At 70.7% G+C, this 14,775-nt stretch carries 14 protein-coding genes; 11 read left to right on the top strand and 3 right to left on the bottom strand.

Annotated elements, in window-relative coordinates; all coding sequences use genetic code 11:
• Positions 1-9 precede the first annotated feature (9 nt).
• From OG885_RS29660 to OG885_RS29645, 4 genes are all read left to right on the top strand, one after another.
• Complete coding sequence (locus OG885_RS29660; RefSeq protein ID WP_405737148.1) at positions 10-1,344, top strand: LLM class flavin-dependent oxidoreductase; 1,335 nt, start codon at positions 10-12, stop codon at positions 1,342-1,344.
• A gap of 14 nt (positions 1,345-1,358) precedes the next feature.
• Complete coding sequence (locus tag OG885_RS29655; RefSeq protein ID WP_405737146.1) at positions 1,359-2,249, top strand: TauD/TfdA dioxygenase family protein; 891 nt, start codon at positions 1,359-1,361, stop codon at positions 2,247-2,249.
• A 123-nt stretch (positions 2,250-2,372) separates the two neighbouring features.
• A complete protein-coding gene (locus tag OG885_RS29650) occupies positions 2,373-3,752 on the top strand; it encodes an amino acid permease (protein ID WP_405737144.1) in 1,380 nt (459 codons plus the stop codon).
• 103 nt (positions 3,753-3,855) lie between these two features.
• Positions 3,856-4,497 carry a superoxide dismutase gene (locus OG885_RS29645; protein ID WP_405737142.1) on the top strand — a complete coding sequence of 214 codons (642 nt, stop codon included), beginning with the start codon at positions 3,856-3,858 and terminating at the stop codon, positions 4,495-4,497.
• 117 nt (positions 4,498-4,614) lie between these two features.
• On the opposite strand, the gene OG885_RS29640 is transcribed toward OG885_RS29645, so the two are convergent.
• Genes OG885_RS29640 through OG885_RS29630 form a run of 3 tightly spaced genes read right to left on the bottom strand, consistent with a single transcriptional unit; the run spans position 4,615 to position 7,463 of the window.
• Positions 4,615-5,391 (bottom strand): SAM-dependent methyltransferase, encoded by a 777-nt coding sequence (locus tag OG885_RS29640; RefSeq protein ID WP_405737140.1) that lies wholly within the window; start codon positions 5,389-5,391, stop codon positions 4,615-4,617.
• A 12-nt stretch (positions 5,392-5,403) separates the two neighbouring features.
• Complete coding sequence (locus OG885_RS29635; RefSeq protein ID WP_405737138.1) at positions 5,404-6,030, bottom strand: histidine phosphatase family protein; 627 nt, start codon at positions 6,028-6,030, stop codon at positions 5,404-5,406.
• Complete coding sequence (locus tag OG885_RS29630; protein ID WP_405737135.1) at positions 6,027-7,463, bottom strand: FGGY-family carbohydrate kinase; 1,437 nt, start codon at positions 7,461-7,463, stop codon at positions 6,027-6,029. Before OG885_RS29630 ends, OG885_RS29635 begins: the two co-directional genes overlap by 4 nt.
• A gap of 171 nt (positions 7,464-7,634) precedes the next feature.
• Between OG885_RS29630 and OG885_RS29625 the strand changes: the two genes are divergently transcribed.
• From OG885_RS29625 to OG885_RS29595, 7 genes are read left to right on the top strand one after another with little or no spacing between them, the layout of a single operon-like run.
• Positions 7,635-9,056 carry an ABC transporter substrate-binding protein gene (locus tag OG885_RS29625; protein ID WP_405737132.1) on the top strand — a complete coding sequence of 474 codons (1,422 nt, stop codon included), beginning with the start codon at positions 7,635-7,637 and terminating at the stop codon, positions 9,054-9,056.
• Between the two features lie 6 nt (positions 9,057-9,062).
• Complete coding sequence (locus OG885_RS29620; protein ID WP_405737129.1) at positions 9,063-9,938, top strand: carbohydrate ABC transporter permease; 876 nt, start codon at positions 9,063-9,065, stop codon at positions 9,936-9,938.
• Complete coding sequence (locus tag OG885_RS29615) at positions 9,935-10,765, top strand: carbohydrate ABC transporter permease (RefSeq protein ID WP_405737126.1); 831 nt, start codon at positions 9,935-9,937, stop codon at positions 10,763-10,765. Before OG885_RS29620 ends, OG885_RS29615 begins: the two co-directional genes overlap by 4 nt.
• Positions 10,765-11,847, top strand: coding sequence for an ABC transporter ATP-binding protein (locus tag OG885_RS29610; protein WP_405737124.1), 1,083 nt, complete (start codon positions 10,765-10,767; stop codon positions 11,845-11,847). Before OG885_RS29615 ends, OG885_RS29610 begins: the two co-directional genes overlap by 1 nt.
• Positions 11,844-12,662, top strand: a complete 819-nt coding sequence (locus tag OG885_RS29605; RefSeq protein WP_405737121.1) for a DeoR/GlpR family DNA-binding transcription regulator — start codon at positions 11,844-11,846, stop codon at positions 12,660-12,662. Before OG885_RS29610 ends, OG885_RS29605 begins: the two co-directional genes overlap by 4 nt.
• Positions 12,640-13,722: an ABC transporter ATP-binding protein gene (locus tag OG885_RS29600; RefSeq protein ID WP_405737119.1), complete on the top strand. Its 1,083-nt coding sequence runs from the start codon at positions 12,640-12,642 to the stop codon at positions 13,720-13,722. The genes OG885_RS29605 and OG885_RS29600 overlap by 23 nt, the downstream gene beginning before the upstream one ends.
• Positions 13,719-14,759, top strand: coding sequence for a 2-hydroxyacid dehydrogenase (locus OG885_RS29595; protein WP_405737117.1), 1,041 nt, complete (start codon positions 13,719-13,721; stop codon positions 14,757-14,759). Before OG885_RS29600 ends, OG885_RS29595 begins: the two co-directional genes overlap by 4 nt.
• Positions 14,760-14,775 lie beyond the last annotated feature (16 nt).

Below are 14,775 nucleotides of genomic sequence, written 5' to 3'. Positions count from 1 at the left end.
GCACCACCGATGACCACCAGACAGCTGCACCTGAACGCGTTCCTGATGACCACCGGGCACCACGAGGCCTCCTGGCGGCTTCCGGAGAGCGATCCGTACGCGCATGTCGAGCTGGACCACTACGTCCGGCTGGCCCGGATCGCCGAGCGCGGCACCTTCGACTCCCTCTTCCTCGCCGACAGCCCCCAGCTGTGGGGCAGTGTCAGCCAGCGGCCCGCGGGCGCCCTTGAGCCGCTGACGCTGCTCACCGCGCTGGCGACGGCCACCGAGCACATCGGTCTGATCGCCACCGCGTCCTCGTCCTACAACTCGCCCTACAACCTGGCCCGCAAGTTCGCCTCGCTCGACATCATCAGCGGTGGCCGGGCGGGCTGGAACATCGTCACCACCGCCGGCGCCGAGGCCGCCCGCAACTTCGGTCTCGACGCGGAGCCGGCGCACGCCGAACGGTACGCGCGGGCCGCCGAGTTCCTGGACGTGGCGCTGAAGCTCTGGGACAGCTGGGAGGACGACGCGATCGTCGCCGACAAGGCGACCGGTGTCTGGGGCGACGACACCAAGATCCACCCGCCCCGGCACGAGGGCACGTACTTCAGCGTGGGCGGCGCCCTCAACGTGCCGCGCTCCCCGCAGGGTTACCCGCTGCTGGTGCAGGCGGGGTCGAGCGAGGACGGCAAGGCGTTCGCGGCCCGGTACGCGGAGGCGGTGTTCACCGCCCAGCAGACCCTGAAGGACGCGCAGGACTTCTACGCCGACCTCAAGTCCCGGGTCGTCCAGGCCGGTCGGGACCCCGAGTACCTCAAGGTGCTGCCCGGCATCGTGCCGGTCATCGGCTCGACGGAGGCCGAGGCACGGGCCGCGGAGCAGGAGCTGGAGGACCACATCGTGCACGAGCACGGGGTGGCCAATCTGGAGCGGCTGCTCCAACTTCCGGTCGGCACTCTGGAGTTGGACGCTCAGCTCCCCGCCGACCTGCCCTCCGAGGACGCGATCGAGGGCGCCAAGAGCCGGTACACGCTGGTCGTCGGACTCGCCCGGCGCGAGCGGCTCACCGTACGGCAGCTGATCGGCCGGCTCGGTGGCGGGCGCGGGCACCTCACCTTCGCCGGGACGCCCGAGCAGGTCGCCGACGCGATCGAGCGGTGGTTCACGCTCGGCGCCGCCGACGGCTTCAACATCATGCCGGCCGTGCTGCCCTCCGGCCTCGACCTCTTCGTCGACCACGTCGTCCCGATCCTGCGCGCCCGCGGGCTGCTCCGCGAGGAGTACGGCCCGCGCCGCACCCTGCGGGAGCGCTACGGCCTGCCCCGCCCCGCCAACCAGTACACCGCCACCCTGGTCTGAAAGGACTGACCGTCATGACGATCGACATCCGCAAGGTCACCGCCCACATCGGCGCCCAGGTCTTGGGCGTGGACATCGCCAAGCCGCTGGACGGCGAGACCGTCGCCGCCCTCCGTGAGGCCCTCAACATCCACAAGGCGCTCGTCTTCGACGACGTCGACCTCGACGACGAGGGCCAGCAGGCCTTCGCCCGCCACTTCGGCGACCTCACCACCGCCCACCCGACCGTCCCCGCCGTCGACGGCGCCGCGAACGTGCTGCCCGTCGACAGCGAGCAGGGCAGCGCCAGCCACTGGCACACCGACGTCACCTTCGTCCTCAACCCGCCGCAGGCCAGCACCCTGCGCAGCATCACGCTCCCGCCGTACGGCGGCGAGACCCTGATCACCAACTCCGCGGCGGCGTACCGGAGTCTGCCGGACCCGCTCAGGCAGCTGGCGGACACGCTGTGGGCCGAGCACACCAACGACTACGACTACGCCGTACCGGCCGAGGACATCGACGAGAAGAAGGCCGCCCAGCGCGCCCAGTTCACCTCCATCAAGTACCGCACCGCCCACCCGGTGGTCCGTGTCCACCCGCTCACCGGTGAACGCGGCCTGTTCATCGGCGGGTTCGCGCAGCGCATCGTGGGTCTGTCGGTGACCGAGTCGCGCACCCTGCTCGACCTGCTCCAGTCGTACGTCGTCAGGCCGGAGCACATCCTGCGCCACCGTTGGTCGCCGAACCAGCTGGTCCTCTTCGACAACCGCATCACCCAGCACTACGCCGTCGACAACTACGACCGCCAGGCCCGCCGTCTGCACCGGGTGACCGTCGCCGGGGACATCCCGGTCGGCATCGAGGGCAAGGAGAGCTACTCGGTGGAGGGCGACGCCTCGCACTACACGAGCGTGGCCGCCTAGTCACGGCCTGTACGGACGGTGTCCGCATACTGGGCAGCCTCTCCTCCTGACCGGAGAGGCTGCCCAGACTGTGGGCGTTTTTGCCCCCCGCACGCCGTCTCACGCACTGGACGAATCGCTCCCATGCCTCGCACCACCGCCGCCCCGGCCCCACCCGAGCCCGGCGCCTCCCTCTCCCACGGCCTGAAGCAGCGCCACCTGTCGATGATCGCCCTCGGCGGGGTGATCGGCGCCGGACTGTTCGTGGGCTCCGGCGCCGGTATCGCCGCGGCCGGGCCCTCGATCGTCCTCGCCTACACCCTCTCCGGGCTCCTCGTGATGCTGGTCATGCGGATGCTGGGCGAGATGTCGGCCGCGTATCCGTCCTCGGGCTCCTTCTCCGCCCACGCCGAGCGCGCGATCGGCCCCTGGGCGGGCTTCACCGCCGGCTGGTCGTTCTGGGTCCTGCTCTGCACGGCCGTCGGCCTGGAGGGCATCGGCGCGGCGAAGATCGTGACCGGCTGGCTGCCGGGGACGCCGGAGTGGGCGTGGGTGGCGCTGTTCATGGTGGTGTTCTGCGCCACGAACCTCGCCGCCGTGAAGAACTTCGGCGAGTTCGAGTTCTGGTTCGCGGCGCTGAAGGTCGGCGCGATCAGCCTGTTCCTGGTGCTGGGGGTGCTGGCGATCGCGGGCGTCCTCCCGGGCACGGACTCGCCGGGCGCCTCGCATCTGGGCGACCTCCTCCCGAACGGCAGCGAGGGCCTGGTCATCGGCATCCTCGCCTCCGTGTTCGCGTACGGCGGTCTGGAGACGGTCACCATCGCGGCGGCGGAGTCGGAGAACCCGGTGCGGGGCGTGGCCACCGCGGTCCGCACCGCCATGTGGCGCATCGCGCTGTTCTACATCGGCTCGATGGCGGTCATCGTGACGCTGGTCCCGTGGGACTCCGAGGCCGTGACGGCCAAGGGCCCGTACGTCGCCGCCCTCGACTCCCTCGGCATTCCGGGCGCGGGTCAGCTGATGAACGTGGTCGTGCTGGTCGCCCTGCTGTCCGCGATGAACGCCAACATCTACGGCTCCTCGCGCATCGCCTACTCGCTGGTGCAGCGCGGGCAGGGCCCGAAGGCGCTGGGCCGGGTCTCCGGCGGGGTGCCGCGGGTGGCCGTGCTGGTGTCCTCGGTGTTCGGGTTCGCCTGCGTGGTGCTGAGCTACTGGCGCCCGAACGACGTCTTCTCCTGGCTGCTCAACATGATCGGCGCGGTCATCCTGGTCGTCTGGATCTTCATCGCCGTCTCCCAGCTGCGGCTGCGCCGGCAACTGGAGCGCGAGGCGCCGGAGAAGCTGACGGTGCGGATGTGGGCGTTCCCCGTGCTGACCTGGGTGGCGCTGGCCGGGATGGCCGGGATCTTCGTGCTGATGGCGCGGGAGGCGGACACGCGGGTGCAGTTGTACTCGACCGGGGTGATGACGGTGGTGCTGGCGGCCGTGGGCTACGCGTGGCAGCGCAGGCGGGCCGCGAGCTGACCTGAACCGACCGCCCGAAAGCCCCCGTGTGATCCACCCGGGGGCTTTTTGCTGTTAGCTTGTTGTTGCAAGCTACTTGCAACAAGCTCTTGAGGGGACCTTCATGCCCGTCTACACGCTCCCTGAACTGCCGTACGACTACGCGGCGCTCGCCCCCGTGATCAGCCCGGAGATCATCGAGCTGCACCACGACAAGCACCACGCGGCGTATGTGAAGGGGGCCAACGACACGCTGGAGCAGCTCGCGGAGGCGCGGGACAAGGAGCAGTGGGGGGCGCTCAACGGCCTGGAGAAGAACCTGGCCTTTCACCTCTCCGGGCACATCCTGCACTCGATCTACTGGCACAACATGACCGGCGACGGCGGCGGTGAGCCGCTCGCCGCCGACGGCGTGGGCGACCTCGCCGACGCGATCGCCGAGTCCTTCGGGTCGTACGCCGGGTTCAGGGCGCAGCTCACCAAGGCCGCCGCGACCACGCAAGGGTCCGGCTGGGGCGTGCTGGCCTACGAGCCGCTGAGCGGCCGTCTCGTCGTGGAGCAGGTCTACGACCACCAGGGCAACGTCGGCCAGGGCTCGGTGCCGATCCTGGTCTTCGACGCCTGGGAGCACGCCTTCTACCTCCAGTACCGGAACCAGAAGGTCGACTTCATCGACGCCATGTGGGCCGTCGTCAACTGGCAGGACGTGGCGCGGCGTTACGAGGCGGCCAGGTCCCGTGCGGATGTGCTGCTGCTCGCGCCCTGAGGGGTGTATGAATACGTCCTGCTCGTGATCGTCTTCTCACCCTTCACGTGGCAGGCGGAATGACGGAGGCCCCCGCGAGGACGTGACTCGCGGGGGCTTCCTCCGTTCCGGCGGCGGCTACGGCTTGCGGCCCACGCCGCCGTGCTGGCCGATCGGCTCCGGGCGGGCGCCGGCGTCCGGGCGCCACAGCGGCACCGAGACGACACCGGGGTCCACCAGTTCCAGCCCCTCGAAGTACGCGGTGATCTGCTCGACCGGGCGCAGGAAGTACGGGACGGCACCGGTCTCGTTGTAGCCGTCCTGGGCCTGCTCGTAGTCCGGGTCGGTGCCACGCGAGCCGTCGTTGACGCAGAGGTAGCTGCCCGAGGGCAGACCCGCGAGGAGGCGGGCGACGAGGTCCCGGGCCAGGTCGTGGTCGGCGACGTGGCCGAGGATGCCGCTGAGGATCAGGGCGGTGGGCCGGGAGAGGTCGAGGGTCTTGCCCGCCTGGTCCAGGATGCGCTCCGGCTCGTACAGGCTCAGGTCCTCGTACGCCGTCACGCCCTCCGCGGTGGAGGTGAGCAGGGCGCGGGCGTGGGTCAGGACGAGCGGGTCGTTGTCGACGTAGACGATCCTCGACTCGGGAGCGATCCGCTGGGCGACCTCATGCGTGTTGTCGACGGTCGGCAGGCCGGTGCCGACGTCCAGGAACTGACGTACGCCCGCCTCCTGCACCAGGTACCGGATGGCGCGGCCGAGAAAGGCGCGGCTGCTGCGGGCGATGGTGACGATGCCGGGGAAGACGGCGGTGTACGCGTCGCCCGCCGCCTCGTCGACCGGGTAGTTGTCCTTGCCGCCGAGCCAGTAGTTCCAGATGCGGGCCGAATGGGGTACCGAGGTGTCGATCTCCGTCATGTGCCCATGGTGCTACGGAAAGCGCAGGTCGCACGGCACATTGAGGGAGAGAAGTGCGGCGGATCCCGCGGCGGTCACGCGGAGTTCGGTGATCGCCGCGTTGCGCAACCGCGGGAGGACCCGGCGGTACTCACTGAGCGGGATGGACAGCAGCTCGCACAGGACCAGCCGGAGCAGGGTGTTGTGGGCGACGACGAGGACCCGTTCGCCGAGGTGGTCCCGTGCGATGCGGCGGAGGGTCTCGGTGCCGCGCGCCGCCGCCTCCCTCGGGTCCTCGGCGCCGGGGAACGGGTTCGCCACCGGGTCGGTGCGGAAGGCCTCCGCGGCGGTCGGGTTCTCCGTGGCGAACTCGGCCAGCGTCCGCCCCTCCACCACCCCGAAGTCGCATTCGCGCAGGCCGTGTTCGGGGTGGGAGGTGAGGCCGAGGGCGCGGCAGGCGGGGGCGGCGGTGGCGATGGCCCGGGACACCGTGGACGTCCGGATCGCGTCCACGGGGTGCGCTGCGGCCCAGCGTCCGAGCGCCTCGGCCTGGGCGCGGCCCTCGTCGGTGAGGGCGATGTCGCTGACACCGGCGTAGCGGTTCTCGGCGTGCCAGACGGTCTGACCGTGACGGGCGAGGAGGAGGGTCGCGCTGCTCATGAGTCCGCAGTATCCCGGCCCAGACGGGCGTGCGCATGTGCCGCGACCGGGGGCGGCAGCCAGCCCCGGGCCGTCAGTTCGTCGACCAGGCGGGCATACGGCTCGGCGAAGCGGGTCGTGCGGTCGGGGCGGGGGGTGACGACCGTGCGGACGCGGACCATGCGGTCGGCGATGTCCGGGAGGGGCCGGCCGGTGACGCCGTGGGCCGCCAACGCGGCCATTCCCAGGGCCGGTTCGGTCTGCTCCGGTACCCGTGCCTCGCGGCCCAGGACATCGGCGCGGAGCTGGTTCCAGTACGGGCTGCGGGCGGCGCCGCCGGTGAAGGAGAGGGGACCGTCGAGGGGGGCGCCGAGGTGGTGGAGGTAGTCCAGGCAGAGGCGTTCGGTGAAGGCGACGCCCTGGAGGAGCGCGGCCCACAGGTCGGCCTCGCCCGCGGGCTCACCGAGGAGCAGGGCCGTCGCCCCGGGGGCCAGGAAGGGGAAGCGCTCGCCCGGGGAGACCAACGGGTAGGCGATGGCCCCGGCCGGTTCGTGCCGCGCCGCCCGCTGGTCCATCACCGCCGGGTCCGCCCCCGCGAACGCCGCCGTCAGCACACCGGCGCCGACGCCGGAGGCTCCCCCTGGCAGCCAACTCCCGTCGGGGGCCCGGTGGTTGTAGACCACGCCGGTCGGGTCGTGGACCGGCGTCGGGGAGGCGCCCTTGAGGACCAGGGTGGTGCCGAGCACCGAGTTCCAGGAGCCCGCGCGCAGGGCGCCGGACGCGATCTGGGCCGCGCAGCCGTCCGTCATCCCGGCGACGACGGGGGTGCCGGCGGGGATGCCGGTGGCCTCGGCGGCACCCGCGCGGACCTCGCCGAGGAGGGTGCCGGGGCGTACGACACCGGGCAGCGGCACCGGCGGGCCCGGCACGTCCGGCCAGGCCTCGGCCGCCGCGTCGTACCCCGTCTTCAGGGCGTGACTGGAGTCGGTGGGGACGGGCCCGCCCGTGAGGTGGGCGGTGATCACGTCGGGCTGGTGGGTGATCCGGCCCGGCCCATGGATCCGGCGGAGCCACAGCGCCTTCGGCAGCCCCCAGGTGTTCTGCACCGCGAGGCCCGCCCCGCGCAGCCGCTCCCCCTCCGCCCAGGCCCGCCCGTCGTCGTACATCAGCGCCGGGCTCACCGGCCGCCCGGCGTCGTCCGTGAGCAGCACGGTCCCGGACGTGCCGCACACCGCGAGGCCGCCGACCCCGCCGGAGTGATCGCGCAGGGCCGCCCGGGAGGCCATGCACACCGCCGTCCACCACTCCCCCGGGTCCTGTTCGTGCCGTACGCCGTCACGCCGTCCCCGCAGCGGGGCCGAGCCGCTGCCGAGGACCGTGCCGTCGGCCGTGACGAGCAGGGCGCGGACGCTCTGGGTCCCGAGGTCGATCCCGAGCCATGTCTCCTGCTCCATCCCGCCTCCCGCACACGCTGAGCACACATTGATCCGTGAACTTCTCACTCTGCCCTGAGATTTGGGCGTGCGCGAGGGATTGACGGCCATCTTCCGCCGTTACACCCTCTGTTATCGAGTCGACTCGACGTGTTACCCAGCACCTGGCCCAGCCCCACCTGGAGGTCATGGATGGACACGCACGCGCACGACCGACGACGTTTCCTCGCGCTCGGCGCCGCCCTGGCCGCGGCCCCCGTCCTGTCCGCCTGCGGTGCCGGGTTCGGCGGGAACGACGACAAGAGCGACGGCTCGGCCGCGGACGACGTCACCGGCTCCTTCGACTGGAAGCGGGAGAAGGGCACCACCGTCAAGGCGCTGCTCAACAAGCATCCGTACACGGACGCGCTGATCGCCGACCTGAAGGCGTTCACCGAGAAGACCGGCATCAAGGTCGAGTACGACGTCTTCCCCGAGGACAACTACTTCGACAAGCTCACCGTGGACCTGTCCAGCGGGCGCGCCTCCTACGACGTCTTCATGCTGGGCGCGTACATGGTGTGGCAGTACGGGCCGCCGGGGTGGCTGGAGGACCTCGGCCCGTGGATGCGCAACTCCTCGGCCACGGGCGCCGAATGGGACCAGGCCGACTTCTTCCCCAACCTCCTCCAGGCCGACCAGTGGTCGCTGAAGGCGGGCGCGCCGCTCGGAAAGGGCGGGCAGTACGCGCTGCCGTGGGGGTGGGAGACGAACGTCGTCGCCTACAACACCGAGGTGTTCAAGAAGCTGGGCCTTCGACCCGCCGAGACCTTCGAGGAGTTGCGGGAGATCGCCGGGGTCATCAAGGACAAGGCGCCCGGCGCCGGGTTCGACGGCATGTACGGCATCGCCGTGCGCGGGTCGCGGAGCTGGGCGACCATCCATCCGGGCTTCATGACCATGTACGCCCGGAACGGGCTGCGCGACTTCACGGTCTCCGGTGAGAAGCTCACACCCGCCATGAACACCCCTCAGGCCATCGCGTTCACGGAGGACTGGGCAGGCATGGTCAAGCGGGGCGGGCCGCCGTCCTGGACGTCGTACACCTGGTACCAGTGCTCCAGCGACCTCGGGGCGAAGAAGGCCGGGATGCTGTTCGACGCCGACACGGCCGCCTACTTCCAGGCCGTCGAGGGGGCCAGCCCCGCCTCCGGGAAGATCGCCTTCCACCCGGGGCCGAAGGGGCCGGGCGGGTCGCTCGCCACCAACATGTGGATCTGGTCGCTCGGCATGAACGCCAAGAGCAGGAAGAAGAGCGCCAGTTGGCTGTTCCTCCAGTGGGCGACCAGCAAGGAGCATCTGCGCAGGAGCGCGATCACGCACAACCACATCGACCCGGTACGGAAGTCGGTCGCCGCCGACGCCGCCTACAAGGACAAGATGCGGCACCTGCCCGGCTTCATCGAGACCTTCGAGACCGTCGTCGACCAGACGAAGATCCAGTTCACCCCGCAGGCCCAGTTCTTCGACGCCACGACCAGCTGGGCGGCGGCCCTCCAGGAGATCTACGGCGGGAAGGGTGCCGAGTCGGTCCTGAACGGGCTGGCGGGCGATCTCGCCGGCAAGGTGGGCTGAGCTGTCATGCGGCTCGCCCTGCGCCCGTACGTCCTGATCGTGCCCGCGCTGCTGCTGACCTGCGGGATCCTCTACCCGTTCGGACTCGGCCTCTACTACACGCTCTTCGACTTCTCGGCGAGCAAACCCCAGCCGGACATGGTGCGGTTCGAGAACTACCGGACCGTCTTCACCCAGGACGCCTTCTGGAACTCGGCCTGGGTGACCGTGCTGTACGCGGTCGGAGCCGCCGCGGTCGAGACGGTCCTCGGTGTCGCCGTGGCCCTGCTGCTGCACCGGTCGTCCCTCGTCGGCCGAGTGCTGGAGAAGATCCTGATCCTGCCCCTGATGATCGCCCCGGTCATCGCGGCGATCATCTGGAAGCTGATGCTCCAGCCGTCGGTGGGAGTCGTCAACCACCTGCTGAGACCCTTCGGGCTGGGCGGCGTGCAGTGGACGGACACCCCGACCGGCGCACTGCTGTCCTCGATCGCCGTGGACGTGTGGGTCTACACGCCGTTCGTGGCGATCCTGGCGCTGGCGGGTCTGCGGTCGCTGCCCACCTCCCCCTTCGAGGCGGCGGCCGTGGACGGCGCCCGCTGGTGGTACACCTTCCGGCGGCTGACCCTGCCCATGCTCTGGCCGTACGTCCTGGTCGCCGTGATCTTCCGGTTCATGGACTCGCTGAAGGTCTTCGACATCATCTACGCCCTGACCGAGGGCGGGCCCGGCGACTCGACCATGGTCCTCCAGATCCGGGCGTACCTGGAGGCGATCCGCTTCCAGCGGTACAGCTTCGGCATCAGCTACACGATCGTGCTGTGGGCCGTGGTCTACCTGGCCGCGATGGTCCTCGTACGCCATCTCGGGAAGATCCAGCGGAAGGCGGCCGAGGCCAAGTGACGTTCAGAAAACGCCTGTCGGGATGGCTGGCGGACGCCGCTCTCATCCTCTACTTCGTCTTCGCGCTCTTCCCGGTCGCGTGGATGCTGATCCTCTCCCTGAAGCCCGCGAACCAGCTCTTCAGCACCTACTTCTCCTTCTCCCCCACCCTCGACGGCTACCGCACGGTGCTCGGCGACAGCGAGGGCATCCCGTTCGTGCGGTTCTTCGGCAACAGCCTGGTGGTGTCGCTGGGGGCGGTGCTGCTGTCCCTGCTGGTCGGACTGCCGGCCGCGTACGCCTCCGCGCGCTGGCGCTTCAAGGGCTCCGAGAACCTCATGTTCACCCTCCTCTCCTTCCGCTTCGCCCCCGAACTGACGGTGATCATCCCGCTGTTCGTCCTCTACGAGAAGCTTGGCCTCTTCGACACGTACGTCGGCATGATCTGGGTCCTGCAACTGGTCACCCTGCCGCTCATCGTGTGGATCATGAGGTCGTACTTCGCCGATCTGACACCGGAGTTGGAGCAGGCGGCCCTGCTGGACGGCTACTCACGCAAGCAGGCCTTCTTCAAGGTGGCCCTGCCGCTGGTCAGGCCGGGGATCGCGGCGGTGTCGCTGCTCGCCTTCATCTTCGCCTGGAACAACTTCGTCTTCCCGCTCATCCTGACCTCCAACGAGGCCCAGACGGTGACCGTGGGCGCCCTCTCCTTCCTCGGCGGCGACCGGCCCAAGTACAACCTCACCGCGGCGGCGGCGCTGGTCTCGGTCGTGCCGCCCCTGCTGCTCGCCCTGCTGATCCAGCGGTATCTGGTGCGGGGCCTGTCCTTCGGGGCGGTGAAGTCCTGATGATCGGGCTGCGGGGCGTGACGAAGACGTACGGCCGGGTCACCGCGCTCGACGGGCTCGAACTGGACGTGCGGGAGGGCGAGTTCTTCTGTCTGCTGGGCCCCTCGGGAGCCGGCAAGACCACCACCCTCAAGACGGTCGCCGGGCTCGAACTCCCCGACTCCGGCACGGTGGAGATCGACGGGCAGGACATGCGGGGCGTGGAGCCCTACGACCGGGGCGTGGCGATGTGCTTCGAGAGCTACGCCCTCTATCCGCACCGCACGGTCTACGACAACCTCGCCTCGCCGCTCCGCTCGCCCCGGTACCGGGTGCCGCCCGCCGAGGCCCGGAAGACGATCGGTACGGTCGCCGAACTCCTCGGCATCGACGGCCTGTTGGACCGGCCGGTCGGCGAGCTGTCCAACGGCCAGCGCCAGCGCACGGCCCTCGGCCGGGTCCTCGTCCGCCCGGCCCGCGCCTTCCTTCTGGACGAGCCGCTCAGCCACCTGGACGCCAAGCTCCGCCAGCAGATGCGTGCCGAGCTGAAGGCCATCGGCGCCGTGCGGCGCACGACCACCCTCTACGTCACCCATGACTCGGTCGAGGCGCTGGCGCTCGGCGACCGGATCGGCGTCATCCGGGACGGCCGGATCGTCCAGACGGGAACACGGGACGAGATCTGGTACCGGCCCTACGACACGGAGGTGGCCCGCGCCTTCGGACGGCCGCGGATCAATCTGCTGCCGGGGACCGTCAGCGGGGGCGGCTTCCGGTCGGCGGACGGCAAGGTGGAGCTGCCCCTACGGGGAGCGGCCGAGGAGGGCACCGACGTCGTCGTCGGCATCCGCCCCCGTGACCTCGCCCTGCACGGCCCCGGCCAGGAACTCACCGGCACCGTCTACGTCACCGAGGTCCTCGGCCGCTCCGTCGAGGTCACCGTCCGTGTCGGCGAGCAACGCGTGTCCCTGGTGGCGCCCCGGGCCGACACCACCGGTCTGCGTCCCGACGATCCGGTACGGCTGAAGGTCCGGCCTGAGAACCTGCTGCTGTTCGAGGCCGACCGGCCGCAGCGCCCAGGACGACGGATCGGGAAACGATGAACAACAGCGCACAGCAGGGTCCCGCGGCCCGCCAGTCCGCCATGGCCGAGCAGGTCCTCGCCGACGGCTCGGCGACCGCCGCGGAACTCGCCGAGCGGTTCGGGGTGAGCCTGATGACCATCCACCGTGACCTCGACGAGCTCGAACGGCAGGGAATCGTACGGAAGTTCAGGGGAGGCGTGACCGCTCAGCCGTCCGGGGTCTTCGAGTCCAACGTGCAGTACCGCCTCAAAGCCATGCGCGCCGAGAAGGCCGCCGTCGCCGCACACGCGGTGGGGCTGATCGAGCCCGGCATGGCGATCATGCTGGACGACTCGACCTCGACCCTGGAGATAGCGCGGACCCTGCGCCTCGGCGAGATCACGCCCCTCACCGTCGTCACCAACTTCCTGGAGGCCATCAACCTCCTCTCCGACCAGCGCGGCATCCACCTCATGGCCCTCGGCGGCGACTACGACCCCCTGCACTCCTCCTTCCTCGGCGTCTCCTGCGTCGAGGCGATCGAGGCCCTGCGGGTGGACGTCTGCTTCGCGTCCACGTCGGCCGTGCACGGGGGGTACGCCTACCACCAGGAGCAGCACATCGTGTCGGTGAAGCGGGCGATGCTCGACTCCGCCGCCCGCAACGTCCTGCTGATCGACCACACCAAGCTCGCCCGGGCCGCCCTGCACCGCGTCGCCCCCCTCTCCCGCTTCGACCTGCTCCTGGTCGACGACGGGGCACCGGCGGACGCGCTGCGCGACCTGGACGAGCACAAGGTCCGTTACGAGGTCTGTGTGACGAGGGGCGGCCATGACCCGGCTGGAACTACGTGATCTGCGCAAGACCTACCGCTCGCGCGGCCGGCCGCCGGTGCACGCCGTCCAAGGCCTCGATCTCATCCTGCGCTCGGGCGAGTTGCTGGGTCTGCTCGGCCCGTCCGGCTGCGGCAAGTCCACCACCCTGCGGATGATCGCGGGCCTGGAGACGGTGACCGGCGGGGACATCCTGGTCGACGGCCGGTCGGTGATCTCGGCCCCGGCGCAGGCCCGGAACATGGGGGTGGCGTTCGAGAACTACGCGCTGTACCCGCCGCTCACGGTGGCGGAGAACCTGGCGTTCGGGCTGCGGGCGCGGCGCGGGTCGAGCCGCGCCGACGTCTCCCGCAAGGTCGCCGACATCGCCGGGCGGGTGGGCCTGACGGAGATCCTCGACGCCCGCCCCGCGACCCTGTCCAGCGGCCAGAAGCAACGAGTCTCCCTGGCGCGGGCGTTGGTCCGCGAACCGGACGTACTGTTGCTGGACGAGCCGCTCTCCCACCTGGACGCCGGTCAGCGCGACACCACCCGCCGTGAACTCAAGCGCATCCAGCGGGACCTGGGCCACACCACCATCCTGGTCACCCACGACCAGGAGGAGGCCCTCTCCCTCGCCGACCGGATCGCCGTGATGAAGGACGGTGTTATCCAGCAACTGGGCACGCCGTACGAGATCTACGACAGTCCGGCCAATGTCTTCGTGGCCGACTTCGTCGGCGAGCCGGCGATCAACCTCCTGCCGGGCACGGCGACCGCCGACGCACACGCCCGGTTGTCGGACGGTGTCCGCCTCGCGCTCCCCGTCGCCGTGGCCGAGGGCCGGGAGCTGGTCCTCGGGATCCGCCCGGAGGACCTGCGGCTGTCGGACGCCGTAAGTGCCCTGCCCGCCCGGGTCGTGGCCCATGAGCCCCTGCTGGAGTCGGGGATCGCCACCCTGGCGCTCGACGGCGTGGACCGCCCCCTGGTGGTCGTGACCGACCCGGACGTACGACTGGCCCACGACGACCGGGTGCGGGTCGTGGCGGACCGGGACCTGACGCAAGTCTTCGACGCCGAGACGGGAGACAGCCTGCGATGAGTGACCCCCTGCGGATCGTCGCGGCCGGTGACCACTTCGTACAGCCCCGGCTGATCGCCCGGGCCCTGGCCCATGAACTGCCCGAACAAGCCGTGGACGTACGGGAACTGACCCTGGGCTGGCCCCTGGAGCCGTTCGGTCCGGTGGCCGAGGTCCAGGAGGCGTGCGGTACGCCGGACCAGGTCATCGCGGCCCTGGAGGACGGCGCGGAGGTGCTGGTCACCCAGATGGCACCGGTCACCGAACGGGTCCTGGACTCCGCCGGGCGGCTGCGGCTGGTCGTGGTGTGCCGGGGCGGCCCGGTCAACGTCAACCTGGACGCCGCCAGGACGCGTGACGTCCGTGTCTGCTTCACCCCCGGCCGCAACGCCGCCGCCACCGCCGAGTTCACCATCGGCCTGCTCCTCGCCGCCCTCCGCCGCATCCCGCAGGCCCACGACCTGCTGGCCCGGCAGGGGAGTTGGAAGGGCTCGGCGTACTACACCTACGAACACAGCGGCCTCGAACTGGAGGACCTCCCCGTCGGCCTGGTCGGCTACGGCGCGGTCGGCAGCCGGGTGGCCCGCGCGCTGTGCGCCTTCGGCGCGCAGGTGATGGTCTACGACCCCTATGTGCGGGGCGAGATCCACGGGCTGCGCATGACGTCCCTGGACGAACTCCTCACCCGGTCCGGGGCGATCACCCTGCACGCCCGTCTCACCCCGGAGACCCGGGGCCTGATCGGCGCCCGCGAACTGTCCCTCCTCCCGCCCGGCGCGGTGGTGGTGAACGCGGCCCGCGGTCCCCTCCTGGACGAGGCCGCGCTGTGCGCCGCGCTGGAGCGGGGACACCTGTCGGCGGCGGCGCTGGACACCTACGAGCGGGAACCGCTGCCGCCGGGCTCCCCGCTGCTCGACCCCGGGCTCGGCGACCGTGTCGTCCTCACCCCGCATCTGGGCGGCGCGAGCCGCGCGGTGGCCGAAAAGGCTGCGGCGACGGCAGCCGCGGAGGTAGGGCGCTGGGCCAGGGGGGAACCATTGGCGCACTCGCTGAGCTGACGGACCGAGTCATAGG

It is taken from the genome of Streptomyces sp. NBC_00028 (assembly GCF_045041065.1).
Lineage (GTDB): Bacteria > Actinomycetota > Actinomycetes > Streptomycetales > Streptomycetaceae > Streptomyces.
Note: the sequence above shows the minus strand (reverse complement) of the source record. Positions and strands in the feature narration are given on the sequence as shown.

Coding starts and splice junctions, on each gene's coding strand:
- OG885_RS29660 (WP_405737148.1), top strand. CDS start 10: ATGACCACCAGACAGCTGCACCTGAACGCGTTCCTGATGACCACCGGG.
- OG885_RS29655 (WP_405737146.1), top strand. CDS start 1,359: ATGACGATCGACATCCGCAAGGTCACCGCCCACATCGGCGCCCAGGTC.
- OG885_RS29650 (WP_405737144.1), top strand. CDS start 2,373: ATGCCTCGCACCACCGCCGCCCCGGCCCCACCCGAGCCCGGCGCCTCC.
- OG885_RS29645 (WP_405737142.1), top strand. CDS start 3,856: ATGCCCGTCTACACGCTCCCTGAACTGCCGTACGACTACGCGGCGCTC.
- OG885_RS29640 (WP_405737140.1), bottom strand. CDS start 5,391: ATGACGGAGATCGACACCTCGGTACCCCATTCGGCCCGCATCTGGAAC.
- OG885_RS29635 (WP_405737138.1), bottom strand. CDS start 6,030: ATGAGCAGCGCGACCCTCCTCCTCGCCCGTCACGGTCAGACCGTCTGG.
- OG885_RS29630 (WP_405737135.1), bottom strand. CDS start 7,463: ATGGAGCAGGAGACATGGCTCGGGATCGACCTCGGGACCCAGAGCGTC.
- OG885_RS29625 (WP_405737132.1), top strand. CDS start 7,635: ATGGACACGCACGCGCACGACCGACGACGTTTCCTCGCGCTCGGCGCC.
- OG885_RS29620 (WP_405737129.1), top strand. CDS start 9,063: ATGCGGCTCGCCCTGCGCCCGTACGTCCTGATCGTGCCCGCGCTGCTG.
- OG885_RS29610 (WP_405737124.1), top strand. CDS start 10,765: ATGATCGGGCTGCGGGGCGTGACGAAGACGTACGGCCGGGTCACCGCG.
- OG885_RS29605 (WP_405737121.1), top strand. CDS start 11,844: ATGAACAACAGCGCACAGCAGGGTCCCGCGGCCCGCCAGTCCGCCATG.
- OG885_RS29600 (WP_405737119.1), top strand. CDS start 12,640: ATGACCCGGCTGGAACTACGTGATCTGCGCAAGACCTACCGCTCGCGC.
- OG885_RS29595 (WP_405737117.1), top strand. CDS start 13,719: ATGAGTGACCCCCTGCGGATCGTCGCGGCCGGTGACCACTTCGTACAG.